The 16,962-nt window shown below is 33.9% G+C and carries 17 protein-coding genes and 1 tRNA gene; 4 read left to right on the top strand and 14 right to left on the bottom strand.

Translation table 11 applies throughout. The features are described 5' to 3' along the window. Positions 1-33 precede the first annotated feature (33 nt). The 10 genes from GIY83_RS00090 to hisS all read right to left on the bottom strand — a co-directional run bounded on the left by GIY83_RS00090 (position 34) and on the right by hisS (position 9,838). On the bottom strand, positions 34-252 hold the full coding sequence (locus tag GIY83_RS00090; protein ID WP_072961853.1) for a putative signal transducing protein: 219 nt from the start codon (positions 250-252) through the stop codon (positions 34-36). Between the two features lie 28 nt (positions 253-280). Then, complete coding sequence (locus tag GIY83_RS00085; RefSeq protein ID WP_208684007.1) at positions 281-1,096, bottom strand: alpha/beta hydrolase; 816 nt, start codon at positions 1,094-1,096, stop codon at positions 281-283. A gap of 69 nt (positions 1,097-1,165) precedes the next feature. Next, positions 1,166-1,831, bottom strand: coding sequence for a DEAD/DEAH box helicase (locus GIY83_RS00080; RefSeq protein WP_194617566.1), 666 nt, complete (start codon positions 1,829-1,831; stop codon positions 1,166-1,168). A 102-nt stretch (positions 1,832-1,933) separates the two neighbouring features. Continuing rightward, entirely contained in the window at positions 1,934-3,097 is a 1,164-nt protein-coding gene (locus GIY83_RS00075; RefSeq protein WP_194617565.1) for a sigma-54 dependent transcriptional regulator, read from the bottom strand. 210 nt (positions 3,098-3,307) lie between these two features. Then, the gene (locus GIY83_RS00070; protein WP_208684005.1) at positions 3,308-4,624 is read right to left on the bottom strand and encodes an ABC transporter permease; all 1,317 of its coding nucleotides are present in this window, start codon (positions 4,622-4,624) and stop codon (positions 3,308-3,310) included. Positions 4,625-4,702: 78 nt separating this feature from the next. Then, entirely contained in the window at positions 4,703-5,632 is a 930-nt protein-coding gene (locus tag GIY83_RS00065) for an ABC transporter ATP-binding protein (RefSeq protein WP_194617563.1), read from the bottom strand. A gap of 163 nt (positions 5,633-5,795) precedes the next feature. Next, on the bottom strand, positions 5,796-6,908 hold the full coding sequence (gene dnaJ, locus GIY83_RS00060) for a molecular chaperone DnaJ (protein WP_194617562.1): 1,113 nt from the start codon (positions 6,906-6,908) through the stop codon (positions 5,796-5,798). 78 nt (positions 6,909-6,986) lie between these two features. After that, positions 6,987-7,565: a nucleotide exchange factor GrpE gene (locus tag GIY83_RS00055; RefSeq protein WP_194617561.1), complete on the bottom strand. Its 579-nt coding sequence runs from the start codon at positions 7,563-7,565 to the stop codon at positions 6,987-6,989. A gap of 472 nt (positions 7,566-8,037) precedes the next feature. After that, a tRNA-Trp gene (locus tag GIY83_RS00050) sits at positions 8,038-8,108 on the bottom strand. Positions 8,109-8,410: 302 nt separating this feature from the next. Then, positions 8,411-9,838 carry a histidine--tRNA ligase gene (gene hisS, locus GIY83_RS00045; protein WP_194617560.1) on the bottom strand — a complete coding sequence of 476 codons (1,428 nt, stop codon included), beginning with the start codon at positions 9,836-9,838 and terminating at the stop codon, positions 8,411-8,413. Between the two features lie 202 nt (positions 9,839-10,040). Between hisS and GIY83_RS00040 the strand changes: the two genes are divergently transcribed. Beyond that, on the top strand, positions 10,041-11,285 hold the full coding sequence (locus GIY83_RS00040; RefSeq protein WP_194617559.1) for an ABC transporter permease: 1,245 nt from the start codon (positions 10,041-10,043) through the stop codon (positions 11,283-11,285). A gap of 188 nt (positions 11,286-11,473) precedes the next feature. Here the strand turns inward: GIY83_RS00040 and prmC are convergent, their stop codons facing one another. The 3 genes from prmC to GIY83_RS00025 form a co-directional block, all read right to left on the bottom strand. Further along, positions 11,474-12,340: a peptide chain release factor N(5)-glutamine methyltransferase gene (prmC, locus tag GIY83_RS00035; RefSeq protein WP_194617558.1), complete on the bottom strand. Its 867-nt coding sequence runs from the start codon at positions 12,338-12,340 to the stop codon at positions 11,474-11,476. Positions 12,341-12,421: 81 nt separating this feature from the next. Next, positions 12,422-13,231, bottom strand: coding sequence for a hypothetical protein (locus GIY83_RS00030; protein WP_208684003.1), 810 nt, complete (start codon positions 13,229-13,231; stop codon positions 12,422-12,424). Positions 13,232-13,235: 4 nt separating this feature from the next. Beyond that, positions 13,236-13,721: a GNAT family N-acetyltransferase gene (locus tag GIY83_RS00025; RefSeq protein ID WP_194617556.1), complete on the bottom strand. Its 486-nt coding sequence runs from the start codon at positions 13,719-13,721 to the stop codon at positions 13,236-13,238. Positions 13,722-13,827: 106 nt separating this feature from the next. On the opposite strand from GIY83_RS00025, the gene ribD reads away from it, so the two are divergent. The 3 genes from ribD (at position 13,828) to GIY83_RS00010 (ending at position 16,339) form a co-directional block, all read left to right on the top strand. Beyond that, positions 13,828-14,877, top strand: a complete 1,050-nt coding sequence (gene ribD, locus GIY83_RS00020) for a bifunctional diaminohydroxyphosphoribosylaminopyrimidine deaminase/5-amino-6-(5-phosphoribosylamino)uracil reductase RibD (RefSeq protein WP_208684001.1) — start codon at positions 13,828-13,830, stop codon at positions 14,875-14,877. After that, the gene (locus GIY83_RS00015; RefSeq protein ID WP_208683999.1) at positions 14,870-15,472 is read left to right on the top strand and encodes an HAD family phosphatase; all 603 of its coding nucleotides are present in this window, start codon (positions 14,870-14,872) and stop codon (positions 15,470-15,472) included. Before ribD ends, GIY83_RS00015 begins: the two co-directional genes overlap by 8 nt. Positions 15,473-15,706: 234 nt before the next feature. Beyond that, positions 15,707-16,339, top strand: a complete 633-nt coding sequence (locus GIY83_RS00010) for a YigZ family protein (RefSeq protein WP_208683997.1) — start codon at positions 15,707-15,709, stop codon at positions 16,337-16,339. A gap of 31 nt (positions 16,340-16,370) precedes the next feature. Here GIY83_RS00010 and GIY83_RS00005 read toward each other — a convergent pair whose 3' ends face one another. Then, a complete protein-coding gene (locus GIY83_RS00005) occupies positions 16,371-16,775 on the bottom strand; it encodes a thioesterase family protein (RefSeq protein ID WP_173971691.1) in 405 nt (134 codons plus the stop codon). Between the last annotated feature and the right edge of the window lie 187 nt (positions 16,776-16,962).

Here is a 16,962-nt window from a genome sequence, read left to right as displayed (position 1 = left end):
AAACAGTTCTCTACTGAGACTAAAAACTTTCCTTTATATACTCATTCTGAATTCTTCGATAACCGGATTTGCTTTTGCAAAATCTGTTTCCTGAATAAATACCTCAACGGCCAAATCAGATTGTCCAAAACCTCCTAAACGAGCAGACTGAATATTGTCTTTTTTTGTAGTTTCTACTCCCGCTTCTTCTAATCTTTCTTGTAAAGCAAGTGCTAAAACTTCACTTCCCGAATACACTTTCATTAATCCCATAACATTCTATTTTTATTATTTTTTATTTCTATTGTAATATTATTTTTAGCTGATTCTGAAAATCATTGTTTTCATTCATACCAATATGCTCCTGATTTTTTAGCGGATAAAAATGCCCGTTACTTTTTAAAAGCTGACTTAAACGAACTGAATTTTGATACGAAATCAATTGATCCTTCATGCCATGAAAAATATAAATTGGTGCTTTTACTTTTGGCAGATATCCAAATGTTTCTAAACTAAACTTTTTCAGAAAATCAGGAAAAAATCGCACTCTATTGCTCGACAATTCTGTAAAACTATAATAAGGCGATTGCAAAATTAAAGCTTTTGGTTTATTCTGAGAAGCCAGAATAGTTGCAATCCCGGAACCAATTGAATAACCTGCAATAATAATTTTATCTTCAGGATATTTTTTACTCAATGATTTATAGGCAATAGAAATATCCTGATTCAACTGTTCTTCATTCTCAATTTCTCCTTCACTTTTACCAAAACTTCTATAATCTAAAATAAAAATATCATACCCTAAATTAGTGTAGATTTTAGCAATTTTACCCCAAGTTTCCAAAGTTCCTGCATTTCCATGAAGATAAAAAACCAAACCTTTAGAATTTTCAGCTTTAAATAATAAACCATTTAATTTTGCCCCATCAAAAGACGTAATATTCAATTCTTCAAATTTATGCTGATAATCAAACTGATAATCTTTTGGGAGTTTACTACTCTGAAAAACCATATCAACCTGATTAAAATAAACATAGGAAACAATGATTACATAAATAATAACAAAAAATGCAAGAAGCACAATTATTAAAAATTTAAGTGTTTTCAACATTTCCATAGATTACTTTTTTAGTTTTCAGTCGCAGTCACAGTTTTCAGACTAAGACTGAGACTGAAAACTGCAACGTTATTCCTCTTCCTGAATATCATCTTCTTCCTCATCAAGCTCCTCTTCACCTTCTTCATCCATATCAAATAAATAAGGTTCAAGCATCATTTTATCGGCCAGAATCTCGATACGTTCTGTCAATGTTTCAGCAAAAATAAGACGTTGTGTTTTGGTGATACTGTTTGAAATACGCATGATTTTAGTTTCGTGACGTAATTTCAGCATTGGATCAGCATCATCGATAATAAACATTTTCAAACGGTTTACGTTATAACCTGCTGTTGTAAACATATCACTTAATTTATTTGGCGTACCAATTAAAACGTCTATTCCAGTAGAAATATAATTTTTATCATAATCCGTATCACCTTTATCGTGTACTCCGTAAACCTCCAGATTAGAATATTTTCCGTACTTCTCAAAAAGAGCTTCCATTTCTAACACCTTGGCTTTATCCTCAACAAAAATCAAAGCACGCGGCGACTCTTCAGTATGACCTGACAATTGCTGAATAACATTCAAAACAATCGTTGTCGTTTTTCCGCTTCCGGCAGGAGAAAGAATAATGCAATCTGCACCACTTTTTATCGTCGAAAAAGTTTCCTGCTGCAAAACATTTGCTTCAGTTAAACCATTTTCGATTAATGCATTTTGTAATTTTTCGTTTATTTTTTTTAGTTTCATCTTTTTTATGCTTTAAGCTTTAAGCTCTATGCTTTAAGCAAAAATTATTTATTCTTTTTGATAGCCTAAAGCTTAAAGCTTAAAGCCTATTGCGCGAAGCACCTATTTACTTGCAAACATTTTCACATCGGTTTCAGAAATTTCGTTTCCTCCTAAAATGATTAATCTTTCGACTACATTTCGAAGTTCGCGGATATTTCCTGTCCAATCGTATTCCTGCAATAATTTTATGGCTTGCGCCGAAAATATTTTAACCACATTTCCTTGCTCCGAAGCAATTTTAGCAGCAAAATGTCTGATCAAAGCCGGAATATCATCACGTCTTTCATTCAATGGCGGAACTTTAATTAAAATTACAGCCAGACGATGGTACAAATCTTCACGGAAACGACCTTCGGCAATTTCAGTTTTCAAATCTTTGTTTGTTGCGGCAACTACGCGAACATCGACTTTTATATCTTTTTCGGCTCCAACTCTTGTAATCATACTTTCCTGCAAAGCGCGCAACACTTTGGCTTGCGCCGAAAGACTCATATCTCCAATTTCATCTAAGAAAATAGTTCCTTTGTCTGCTGCCTCAAACTTTCCTGCACGATCTTTTACTGCTGATGTAAATGCACCTTTTACGTGACCAAACAATTCGCTTTCGATTAACTCGCTTGGTATTGCGGCACAGTTTACTTCGATTAAAGGAAAATTAGCACGTTCGCTTTTTTCATGTAATTGATGTGCTACTAATTCCTTTCCGGTTCCGTTTGGTCCCGTAATTAAAACTCTGGCTTCGGTTTGCGCTACTTTGTCAATCATCAATTTAATATGATTGATGGCTTCGCTCTCGCCTACCATTTCGTAGTTTTTGCTGACTTTTTTCTTTAAGATTTTATTCTCAACTACAAGTTGTTTTTTATCTAAAGCATTACGAACCGTATTCAATAAACGATTTAAATCCGGTGGTTTTGAGATATAATCAAAAGCTCCCAAACGCATGGTATGAATCGCCGTTTCCATATCTCCGTGACCTGAAATCATTACCATTGGGATTTCCGGTTTGATTTTTTTAGCTTCTTCCAAAACCTCAACACCATCCATTTTTGGCATTTTGATATCGCACAAAACCAAATCGTAATCGTTATTTTTTATTTTTTCAAGACCCGCAACTCCATCTTCTGCTTCATCTACCTGATAGGTATCATTCTCTTCTGATAAAATCTTTACCAAAACTCTTCTGATCGATGCTTCGTCTTCTATAATTAGTATTTTACTCATTTTTTTTAAAGGTTCAAAGTTGCAAAGGTTCAGAGGTACAAAGTTTAAAATCTTTGTTGCTTTCTTACCTTTTAACCCATTATTAGTAATCTATCTATCTTTAATGCTCAATATAATTTTAAAACTTGCTTTTTATTCTAAGTTATATAGTTCATTTTTTTTTAAACCTTTGAACCTTTGTACCTCTGAACCTTTGCAACTTCAAAAAAACTAATATTTAAGCCATCTATACAATTCTTTCCAGGTTGGTTTCTTGCCATACATTAAAATACCGATTCGGTAAATTTTGGCTGCGAACCAAACTACAAGGAAAAACGTAGCAAACAATAATGATACCGAAATTGCGATTTGCCACCACGGCACTCCAAACGGAAGTCGCATCAACATTACAATTGGTGAGGTCAGTGGAATCATCGAAAATACTACGGCAATACTTCCGTGTGGATCATTGACAACCGTAAAAAATCCGATGTAAACACTTAAAATAAGCGGCATTAAAATAGGCAAAAGAAATTGTTGAGAATCGGTTTGATTGTCAACTGCGGCTCCAATTGCTGCGTAAAACGAACTATATAAAAAGTATCCTCCAATAAAATAAATTATAAAACCTATTATAATACTGGGGATTGGTAAATTCCATAATTCGCTAATATACATTTGAGCACTTCCTGACATTTCGTTTTGGGCTGATTGCATCAATTCAGGTGAAATTCTGGCTGTTGGCCCAACATTTACACCAAAAAATGCCGAAGCTGCAAACATTAATCCTAAACCGATAATAGCCCAAATCATAAATTGTAATAATCCGGCCAGTGAAGTTCCGATGATTTTACCAATCATTAACTGAAATGGTTTTACCGATGAAATAATGATTTCTATAATTCGGTTTGTTTTTTCTTCGATCACACTGCGCATGACCATATTTCCGTAAATGATAATGAACATCATGATCAAATAGCCAAATGCGCCGCCAATCCCGATTTTAATTTCATTTAATCCTTTTAAACTTTCTTCGCCAGAAGCTTTTATCAAATGAATGTTAACTGCTGATTGTGCTTTTTGAATGGCTAAAGTATCCAAATTTGCTTTTCCAAGATTTATCTTTGTAATTTTCTCCCCAATAACATCCTGCGTTTTTTCGATAAAAGAAATGCTTGGACTGTTATTCGAAATAAATTCAATTTTACTTTCTAAATCTTTTAAATTATTTGTTTTTGGAATAATAATTAAACCATCAAAACTTTCGTTCGTAATACTATCTTTTAGCGCTTTTGCATCTATTTGAGAAAGATCCAGATACTTAAATACTGCTTCTTTTTTGTTCTGTTTTACAAAATCATTCGCAAACAAACCTGTTTCATCATGAATGGCGATTCGTTTGGTTTCGGCTTTCATCGAACTCAAATACCCAATAAATCCTGCAATTGCAACAAACAGCAACGGACTTAAAAAAGTCATGACAACAAAAGACTTATTGCGAACTTTTGCAATGAATTCTCTTTTTATAATCAACGAAATGATGCTCATAAATATTTTAATTTTCAAATTCCAATTTCCAGTTTTGATCGCTCTAACATTGGAATTTGGAATTTATTTTTTGAAATTTTATTTTTTGTTTTCGGTTACTGTCTGAATAAAAATATCATTTACACTTGGTATTTTTTCTAAAAAATGAGTTACTTGTCCGCGTTGTGTCAGGATATTCAATAACTCATTTGGAGTCGAATTCCCAATCTGGATATCTAATTTTAAATCATCATTTAATGATTTAAAACTTGCCGGCGAAACCGTAAACTTTTGTGTGATATCGTACATCAAACCTTCGACATTACTGGTCAAAATTCCGACCTCAAAACTATTGGTTCTAAACTGACGTTTGACATCGCTTAATTTTCCTTCGATTAATTTATTCGATTTATGAATTAAAGCAATATGATCGCAAAGTTCCTCAACACTTTCCATACGATGTGTCGAAAAGATAATGGTTGCGCCCTGCTCTTTTAGTGCCAGAATTTCATCTTTGATAACATTGGCATTTACAGGATCGAATCCTGAGAAAGGCTCATCAAAAATCAACAACTTTGGCTTATGCAATACACAAACCACAAACTGAATTTTTTGCGCCATTCCTTTAGAAAGTTCCTGGATTTTCTTGTTCCACCAACCCTGAATTCCTAAACGGTCAAACCAATACTCTAACTGCACTTTTGCTTCGGCTTTAGTAAGTCCTTTCATTTGTGCCAGATACAAACATTGCTCTCCTACTTTCATAGAAGTATACAATCCTCTTTCTTCGGGAAGATAACCAATAGTCTGCACGTGTTTTGGCTGTAATTTTTCTCCATCTAAGATTATTTCGCCACTATCGGGCAAAGTAATTTGATTGATGATTCGTATAAGGGAAGTTTTTCCGGCTCCATTTGGACCTAATAGCCCATAAATACTGCCTTTTGGCACATTTAATGAAACTTCGTTAAGCGCTACATAATCACCGTATTGTTTTACGACTTTATGTACTTCGAGTAAGTTGCTCATGCTATATTTAAGATTTTCTGCTTCAGTTGGATCATTATGATCAACAGCCTGTAAAAGTAAATAATTCGAAGCGAATCTTTGTATAATTACGAAAAAAACCCATTCTAAATTTGCATTAGAATGGGTTTTTAAATTTATTTAAACATTTTTAAAAAAGTTTAGCTTATGAAAACATATCTTTTACTTTCTCAAAAAATGATTTTTCTGATTTTTCAGGACTTGGAATAAAGTGATCGTCGTTTAAAGCATTTTCAAAAAATTGTTTTTGCTCTTTATTCAACGTTTTTGGCGTCCATACATTCACGTGAACTAGTAAATCACCGCTTCCGTAACCGTTTATACTTGGGATACCTTTTCCTTTTAATCTCAGGATTTTTCCGGATTGGATTCCTTCTTCTAACTTAATACGAACTTTTCCGTTGATGGCTTCGATATCTTTAGAAACTCCTAAGACTGCTTCCGGGAAACTGATGTATAAATCATAGTGAATGTTCTCACCTTCACGTTTCAGGAATTCGTGCTCCAGCTCTTCGATAGCTACAATTAAATCTCCGGGAATACTATTTCCGGGAGCATCGTTTCCTTTATTAGAAACTTTCAATTGCATACCATCAACAACTCCAGCAGGAATTTTGATTGATACTGTTTCATCTTCCTGAACCATTCCTTGTGAATCTGCTTCAGAAGGTCTTTTGTCTAAAATCTGACCAGAACCTCCACAAGTAGGACAAGTTGACGCAGATTGCATTCTTCCTAAAATAGTATTGGTTACGCGCATTACCTGCCCCTGACCGTTACAAGTCGAACACGTTTTGTATGTTACTCCTTTAGCCTGAACTTTACGTTTTACTTTTACTTTTTTCTCAACACCATTTGCAATTTCTTCTAAAGTCAGTTTTACTTTGATTCGAAGATTGCTTCCTTTAGCACGACGAGGGCCACCGCCACCGCCTCCACCGAAACCACCAAATCCGCCTCCAAAAATATCACCAAACTGGCTGAAAATGTCATCCATATTCATACCACCGTGGCCACCGCCAAATCCGCCGGAACCATCAAATGCCTGGTGTCCGTATTGATCGTATTTCGCTTTTTTGTTAGGATCGCTTAAAACTTCATACGCTTCTGCAGCTAATTTGAAGTTTTCTTCTGCCTCTTTGTCGCCTGGATTTTTATCCGGGTGATATTTCAATGCACTTTTTCGGTAAGCTTTTTTAATTTCGGCAGCGTCAGCATTTTTTGAAATGCCTAGTATTTCGTAAAAATCTTTTTTCATAATTTAGGTTAAATTCCAAATATTAAAATCCAAAATCCAATTCTTAAAAAATTGACATTCAGAATCTAATTCGTATTTTTAGTTTCCGGTAACAACTTTAGGGAAGCGAATAATTTTGTCTCCTAATTTGTATCCTTTTTCAATAACATCAACAATTTTCCCTTTTAATTTCTCAGACGGAGCCGGAATTTGGGTAATTGCCTCAGCAAAATCAGCATTAAAAGCATCACCTGCTCTTACTTCAACTTGCTCTAAACCTTTAGAAACCAAAGTATTTTTCAATTTTTCGTGAATCAACTCAACACCTTTCTTCAAATTTTCATCATCAGACTTGTTGATTTCTACAATCGCTCTGTCAAAATCATCCAAAACAGGCAGCATTGCTACCAAAACATCCTGGTTTGCAGTTTTAAACAAATCGATACGCTCTTTTGAAGTTCTTTTTTTGTAATTTTCAAATTCAGCAAATAATCTCAAGAATTTATCTTTTTCTTTCGCAAGGTCTTGAGCTAATTGCTCTTCAACACTTAATTCTTCAACAATTAACTGCTCGCCATTGGCATTATTTTCTAACGTTGCATCATCTAATTCTTGATCGAACTCTGTATTTTCCGTAGTCATATTACTTTTATTTTTAAAAATATTCTTAAACTTCATTTTTTATTCTTTCTGTTGGATTGCAAAAGTACTGCCAAATCTTGTAAAATGTCAAATTGTCACTTTATTGCAACTGAGCCGTTTAAAAAACGAAAACTATGAATTAAAATTTAATACAATTTTAAGACTATTACGTTTTAGTTTATAGTAAATTTGAGTTCCAAAATTAGAAATTAAATTATCACCAATCAAAATTGAATTTAAGGGTTAGCTTCGGCTTTATAAATAATTATTAATTCAACTTTACCTTATATTAAAAAAAGCTTCGTCTATTTCAGACGAAGCTTTTTTTTATGCTTTTTGACAAAAAAAATTACCGCAAAGGACGTTAATATTTTTACGCTTGGCTTTTAAAAAAATAAAAAGTTCGCAAAGCTTTGTATTGATCTAGCTTTGCGAACTTTTGTGTTTTTTTTTTAATATTTTTAGATAAAAATCTTTGCGCTCTTTGCGGTAAAAAATAATTTAATTGCACGGGCGGAGGGATTCGAACCCCCATCAACGGTTTTGGAGACCGCTATTCTACCCTTGAACTACGCCCGTAACTTAAGGTCGGCAAATTAAAAGTTTTTTTTCTTCTCCGGCAACTATTTCAAGCAGAGATTTTAAAAGAAAACCCTTTAAATCTGTGCGATTCAAAGCAAAAACCTTTGATTCAAACAGTTAACCTCTAATTTTTTATTTCACGCAGATTTTAAAAAGATTTAGGCAGATTAATACCGATTTATTTCACATAACGATCAAATTAAATGTGCTTGAATCTCCAAAATCTGCGTGAAACAAAAATCTAAATAATCCTTTTATCCCGATAGCTATCGGGAGTGGCAAAATACTTTATCATTCAATTATGCTAACAAAGCGTTTTTCAACCCTTCAAAATCAACAGAAACCTGTTCTCCTGATACTAAATTTTTAAGCGAATAAGAATTGTTTGCAATTTCCTGATCGCCCGCAATTACTGCAAACGGAATCAAACGCTTATCTGCATATTGAAACTGTTTCCCCACTTTTACATTATCAGGATACAACTCTACTTTTATATTTTCTTTTCTCAATTTCTGAATCGCTTGCGAAGCGTACAAAGCCTCAGCATCTCCGTAATTGATAAACAATGCTTTTGATGTTGCTGCAACAGTCTCAGGGAATAATTGTAATTCTTCCAGAACCAGATAAATTCGGTCTAAACCAAAAGAAATTCCAACCCCGCTCATATTTTTCAGACCAAAAATACCTGTTAAGTCATCGTATCTTCCGCCGCCGCCAATAGAACCCATCGAAACGGTTTTTGGTGCTGCTACTTCAAAAATAGCTCCCGTATAATAATTCAATCCGCGGGCAAGCGTAACATCAAGATCTAAGGTGGCTGTTGCCAAACCTAAAGTTGCCACATTGTCACAAATAAATTTCAATTCCTCTACTCCTTTCATTCCTTCCTCAGATTCAGCTAATAAATCTGAAAGCTGAGCAATTTTATCCGAGAACGTTCCGGTAAAACTAAAAAGCGGCTGCACTTTAACCAAAGCTTTTTCATCAATACCTTTTTCGATCATTTCTTTTTTCACACCATCTTCACCAATTTTATCCAGCTTATCAAGAGCCACCGTAAAATCGATCAATTTATCAGATGCGCCAATAACTTCAGCAATTCCCGATAATATTTTACGGTTATTGATTTTGATCGTTACACCTTCTAAACCTAAAGATGTAAAAACCGTATCATATAACTGAACCAATTCTACTTCCTGCCATAATGATTTCGAACCTACAACATCGGCATCACATTGATAAAACTCTCTGTAACGTCCTCTTTGCGGCCTGTCAGCTCTCCAAACCGGTTGAATCTGATATCTTTTAAAAGGAAATTCAATTTCGTTTTGGTGCTGTACAACGTATCTTGCAAACGGAACAGTCAGGTCATAACGTAAAGCTTTCTCAGAAATCTTTCCTGTAAATTTATTCAGCTCAATTCTTTGATTCAAATCTATTGTTTCAGCCGAATTAGACTGCAATGCTTCGATAGATTCCGGTAATTCAATTTTATTTTTATTAAAGAAAAAATTACCTGAATTCAAAATTTTAAAAATCAAACGATCACCTTCTTCTCCATATTTACCCATTAAGGTATCTGAATTTTCAAAAGATGGCGTTTCGATTGGCTGAAAACCAAATTTCTCGAAATTATTTTTTATCGTTTGAATAATATATTGACGTTTTGACACCTCTGCAGGCGAAAAATCTCTTGTTCCTTGTGGTATGCTTGGTTTTGAAGCCATCTTTATGATTTTAGATTTTTAGATTTTAGATTTTAGATTATTTTCTAATCTTAACTCATAAACTCTTTTACGTTAATTTTATTGGGATTATAGATTTACTACTAATCACAAATCGACTGCAAATATCTTATTTTTTAAAATAAATAATGCCAGTTCGAAAACAAACTTGTAACAAAAAACGTATTTTCGTGACAAATTGGTCATGATGCTAAAATTATTTAAAGAAAATATCCGAATTGCTTTTGGTTCTATCAAAACACAATTACTGCGCACTATTCTTACCGTATTAATTATCGCTATCGGGATTACCGCTTTGGTGGGAATCTTAACGGTGGTAACAGCACTCGAAAATACCATTTCGACCAATTTTGCTTCTATGGGAGCGAATACCTTCAATATTAACCAATACGAAAACAACCTTAAAAACCGCGGAAGTAACGAGCGTGAAATCGTAAACCCAATTATTTCCTATCCTGAAGCCGTTGCTTTCAAAAACAAATACAAATACCCTTTTACCGAAACTTCATTATCCTTTACAGCAACCCGAACGGCAGAAGTAAAATATCTGGAGAAAAAAACTGATCCGGAAATCCAGATTCTTGGTGTCGACGAACATTTTATATCCAACTCAGGTTTAGAAATAAGCCTTGGCCGTAGTTTCAATCAATTTGATATCGATAATAATACCTATTCCTGCGTTGTAGGATCTGATTTCGAAAAAGGTTTATTAAAAGATGTGAACCCAATCGACAAAATAATCTCGATTCGTGGTGCGCGTTTTAAAGTTATTGGTGTTCTAAAAGAAAAAGGATCTACGTTTGGCAACAGTCAGGATTTACGCGTTTTAATTCCAATTCAGGTGGCACGTTCCTTATTTACTGCCCCAAACATCAATTATACTTTGAGCGTAATGGTGGCCAAAAAAGAACTTCTTGACGAAGCTATCGACAATGCCACAAGTACTATGCGACGCGTACGAAAATTAAGTCCAACGCGCGACAACAATTTCGGAATTGGCCGTAGCGACGATTTAATCAACCGTATCTTGGGCATCACAAAATATTTAGGCTGGGCATCCTGGATCATCAGCGTGATTACCATCTTAGGATCTTCAATCGCTTTAATGAATATCATGATCGTTTCGGTTACAGAACGTACACGCGAAATAGGCGTTCGTAAAGCTTTAGGCGCAAAAAAAATCACTATTGCCGTTCAGTTTTTTATCGAAACTTTACTGATCGGACAAATCGGAGGTTTGATTGGTATTATAATCGGAATCCTTTTAGGTTTTGCAATTGCAACTGCAATGAGTTTTGCATTCGTGATTCCGTGGGTAGCCATTTTTGCAGCATTTGCAACCAGTTTTACCGTTGCGATTGTTTCGGGTTTATATCCTGCTATAAAAGCCTCAAAACTAGATCCTATCGAAGCTTTGCGTTACGAATAATTTTTTTTAGTTTTCAGTCGCAGTTTTCAGTTCTCAGCTTCTTAATAAATATTTGAAGCAGCAATTAATCATTTCAAAAGAAAACTTGCCCCACTATTCGTTGCAATCTTTTATGCCGAACACCGACATAAAAGGATTTTCACTGCTATCGGGGCCAGATTAGAAGTTTCATTTTTTCAAGAACTTAATTATACCGTTTTAGAAACCTTACCAAAAATCATACGGTCATTATCGTAGATATCTTTTCGCAATTCGATGCTTTTAAAATTCATTTTTTCTAATAAATCTTTCATTTCACAACCAAGATACTGATTGATTTCAAAATATAATTGCCCATTTTCTAACAGATTATTTTGCGCCAGCCCAGCAATCTTTCGATAAAAAATCAAAGCATCATTATCTTCTACAAAGAGTGCTAAATGCGGTTCATAATCCAGCACATTCTTCTTGATTTCTTCTTTCTCTAAATTACGCACATACGGCGGATTCGAAACTATAATATCAAAATTACATTTCAATTCTTCTGCATTCAAGACATCCTGAAGAATAAAAGTAACATCTGTTTTATTGTTCACAGCATTTCGCTTAGCAGTTTCTATTGCTTTTTTCGAAACATCCATAGCATAAACCTGAGCGTTCGGAATATTTTTTGCCAACGAAATGGCAATACAGCCACTCCCGGTTCCTATATCCAGGATTTTTATTTTTTTAGCTCTATCAGTCTTAGAATTCTCATTGATAATCCATTCTACCAATTCTTCGGTTTCAGGTCTTGGGATCAAAACATTTTCATTGACCTCGAAATCTAAACCGTAAAAATTAGTTTTTCCTAATAAATACTGAATCGGAACTTCCTTTTTCAACTGCGCCAATAACGAATCCCACACCACAAAATCACTATCCGAAAAAGTCAGTTCGTGATTCAATGCCAAATCTATTTGACGCAATTTATGTTTGTCCTCTAATATTAAATAAAAAAAACTCTCCGCTTCATAAGCATCATAAAAAGGCGATAATTCTTTTATAAATTGAGTTCGATATTGTTTGATTCTCATTTTGAGTTTATTTTTTAATGCCTCAATTTTTAAGCAAATATTGTATTCTTATTTTTCCAGCAATCAGTTTAGTTTACAATTCTAGCAATCAAACTGAACTGCTATCTCTGAAACTTTTTTCACCACTTCGTCATTTTTAGCTCTTGAAGAGAGAAATAAAATTACCCGTTCTTCTTCATAATTTCTGTTAGCACCAAAAACAAAGTCTAATTTTCCATCCTGGTCAATATCTCCGGCAAAAAGTAATTCTACAAATGTATCATCAAATGATTCTTCTGATAAAAGCAGTTTTTCAGCATTATTTGCAGTTGATAAATAAAGTTTATAATGCGCTACTTCTTTAAAAACTTCCTCCTTATCGTCGTCAGTAGATCTCTTTTCCTCAGAAATCACTTTTCCTTCCGCTCTCAAAGTATAAACATCATTATTAAATGTAAAACTCAATTTTTCTTTAGGCCAGATTTTATCTTCCTCAATTTTCAGAGACTTTATTTTTCCTACTTTAAGTTCTGGATAATTTATAAAAACTACAGTCTTCTTTTTAGAAATAATCGATTGTAAAGAATCTCCCGAACATTCGTCAAATCCTTTTTCGATTTTAAAATCAGCTTTCCCTAAAAAATATTCCCCATTATCTTCATACAACTCAATCCAATTTTTGGTCAGCGACGAAGCTGGATTCATTTTGTCATAAGTTCGATAACTCCTTGGCAACAAAATCTCAAAGTCACTTTTAAATTCTTCATCTGAAGTAATTTCATTCTCACGAAGAGTATCCTTAACAATAGCTTTATTCGCTATAACAGTTTTTCTTTCAACTTTCTTTTCCTTAGAGCCATTGCAAGAAAACAAAACTGTAACCAAAACAATTCCAAAAACAAAATTTTTCATAAGCTTATAAAACTTTCAACATCCACACTGGGCAAGAACTGTGCCCTGTATTTCCTAAAGGAGCATCTAAATATTCAAAACCCGATTTTTTATATAATTTTTGAGCGGCATACATAAAAGGCATTGTTTCGATATAACATTTTTCGAATCCAAAATCTTTTGCCTGCTCTAGACATTTATTCATCATTTTACTTCCAATCCCTAAACCACGAGTTTCAGGCAGGAAATACATCTTTTGCAATTCGCATATTTCAGGATCTCCATTTTCAAGCGGTGCCACTCCTGCGCAACCTACAATTTTGCCTTCATTTTCGACCACAAAATAAACTGATTGTGGCTTATTATATTCTTCAAACATTAAATCTAAATAAGGATCTTCGTACGCTGTACCTACTTTCGGAATTTCCATTTCATCAAAAACCGATCTTATTAATTGAGCAACTGCCTGATTGTCTTCTTTTTTAATTGCTCTGATAACCCAATTTTCCATTTTTCTTTATTCGTGTATTTTATTACAAAAGTAAAAATACTTTTTTGATAGTTTCTTAACAATATCGTTAACTATCGAACTAAACAAAAATAACTACTTTTGTACCGTGAATATACATGAAAAATACATAAAACGCTGCATAAAATTGGCAGAAAATGGCTTTGGAACTACATATCCTAATCCGATGGTGGGTAGCGTAATTGTTTACGAAAATCAAATCATTGGCGAAGGCTGGCATAAAAAAGCCGGAGAACCACATGCCGAAGTAAATGCCATTCGATCTGTAAAAGACAAATCATTATTAAAAAAAGCTACTATTTATGTAAGTCTGGAACCTTGCAGCCATTTTGGTAAAACACCTCCGTGCTGCGATTTGATTATAGAACATCAAATTCCGAACGTAGTGGTTGGAACCGTTGATCCTAACGAAAGAGTAGCAGGAAACGGTATTAAAAAATTAATTGCTGCCGGAGCAAATGTAACTGTTGGCGTTTTAGAAAAAGAATGCAACGAACTCAACAAACGCTTTTTTACTTTTCATCAGCAAAAAAGACCTTATATAATATTAAAATGGGCCGAAACTCTGGATGGTTTTCTTTCTCCGGAAAAAAAAATCGGTCAGGATCGAAAACCGGTTTGGATTACCAATACCTATTCAAGACAATTGGTTCATAAGTGGCGCAGCGAAGAACAAGCTATTTTAGCGGGAACCCAAACTGTGATCGATGATAACCCGAAGTTAAACACCAGAGACTGGTCAGGAAATAATCCGGTAAGAGTTATTCTGGATCAAAATAATCGCATATCAAAAGAAAGTTTTGTTTTTGATAATACCGTAAAAACAATTGTATTTACAAAATCTGAAACCAACATTTCAGCAGAAAACACTAACTTTGAAGTAATTGATTTTAATCAAAATATAATACCACAAATTTTGGCTGTTTTGCATCAAAACCAAATTCAGTCTATTATTATTGAAGGCGGATTGCAAACTTTACAATCTTTTATAGATCAGAATATTTGGGATGAAGCCCGGATTTTTATCGGAAATATTTCTTTTGGAAAAGGAACTAAAGCACCAATTATTCAAAAGAATAATCCAACCAAAACGTACATTCAAAGCGACGAATTATTAAACATTAGAAATCATGATTGATACTATAATTTTTGATTTTGGAGATATTTTTATCAATTTAGATAAACAAGCGACCATTTCAGGATTGCAGCAATTGGGCATGACGGAATGGAATGCAGAATTGGATCGTTTGAATCTTTTGTTCGAAAAAGGAGATATATCGCATGATGATTTTCTGGCAGGTTTCCAGAAAGAATTACCAAATGCTTCGACAGAAGAAATCTTAAAAGCGTGGAATGCGGTTTTAGCAGATTTTCCATTATATCGATTAGAATTTCTACAAATGCTTTCAAAAAAATACCGTTTGTTTTTATTGAGCAATACAGATTCTATTCATATCGCTACTTTCGAAAACAAAAGCGGCATTTCGTTTTACAGCGATTTCTATCAATGTTTTGAAAAAGTTTATTTTTCTTTTGAAATTGGAATGCGCAAACCAAACGCAGAAGTTTTTCAATACCTGATCAACAAACACGAACTATCCCCAAAGCGCACTTTGTTTGTCGATGATAAAAAAGAAAACACAGATTCAGCCGCCGCTTTAGGTTTCCATGTTTGGAATCTGCAAGTGGGCCAGGAAGATGTGGTTGATTTATTTGAGAAAAAGATATTGTAAATTGAATTTGGAGAGAATTTACAGCAAAGACGAAATCCCGATAGCTATCGGGATATGCAAAGTTCGCGAAGATTTTAACGAATTACGAATACAAAGTTCGCAAAGCTTTGTATTGATTTAGCTTTGCGAACTTTTTAAGCTTGCAAACAGACAGTTAACAATAAAACCTTGGCAAACTTTGCGGTAAAATCAACTCTGCAAAAAAAACATTAAATATAATTTAGAATTTTACTTTTGGAATACGACGACACTTATAAAACCATAGCCTTTGAATCTGAAGAAGTACTTTTTAAAGAAAAAGGAAGCAAGTTCTTTGGTTACGCCTTTCCTATAGAACACGAAGACGAAGTAAAACCCATCATCGAAACTTTAAAAAAACAACATCCGCACGCAGTACACTATTGTTATGCGTACCAATTTGGTACTGCACCAAAAATTTCATATCGCGCCAATGATGATGGCGAACCAAGCAATACTGCCGGAGCACCAATTTACGGACAAATACAATCTTTTGGCCTGACAAACGTTTTGGTAGTCGTAGTTCGGATTTTTGGAGGAATAAAATTAGGTGTTGGCGGATTAATTGCCGCTTACAAAACAACGGCTCAATTGACTCTTGAAGTTTGTGAGATTATCGAAAAAACAATTGATGTTCACTTTTTAATCTCTTTTGATTACAAAAACATGAACAAAGTAATGCGGGTTATCAAAGAAAAAAAGCTGGAAATCACATCTCAGGAAATGGAAATTGACGAAGATTTAGGTTTACCAATTGGCAAAATCAAGACAAAGACGCGCAAAAAAAATGCCGAATCAGTATTCGACATTTTTGATTTAATGTTTGAAATCGATATTAAAATTATATAAATTAATACAAAAACCTATCTCATTTTAACAATTATTCAAGTGTTTTAAACAATTCTAAAATATAATCCGGAGGGGCAGTTGGGCGACCCGATTTTAACGAAATAAATACTAAAATAAACACCGCAGTTGTTAATAACTCATTCGCCTCATTATAAATCTCACAGTCAAATTCAATCTTGACTGAGGATTGACTTTTGAAAGTTGTATGAATTGTAAGAAGCTCATCATAGCGTGCTGATTTTTTATAATTTATTTGCATCGAAACAATAGGCAAACCAATTCCGCTTTCTTCCATACTTTTATACGAAATCCCTTTGTTTCTAAGCCATTCCACGCGTCCTATCTCAAAATAAGGGACATAATTTCCGTGATAAACGACTCCCATTTGATCGGTTTCTGAGTAACGAACACGCACTTGCGTTTGATGATTTTTCATTATTTATATATTAAAAAAAATTAAATTCCAAAAGTTCACTTACAACTTTTTTTTATAAAATTAGAGCCCAAAATATTTTTTTTTACAGAAATTTGTTCACATATTTGTTATCCCGAAATACGGAATAAAATTGCTCCTTTTTTATTAGGAGAATCTTTATCAATAATAAAAAAATTTATCTGAATCT

Source organism: Flavobacterium sp. SLB02 (genome assembly GCF_009664855.1).
GTDB lineage: Bacteria > Bacteroidota > Bacteroidia > Flavobacteriales > Flavobacteriaceae > Flavobacterium.
This window is presented reverse-complemented; position numbering and strand designations above follow the sequence as displayed.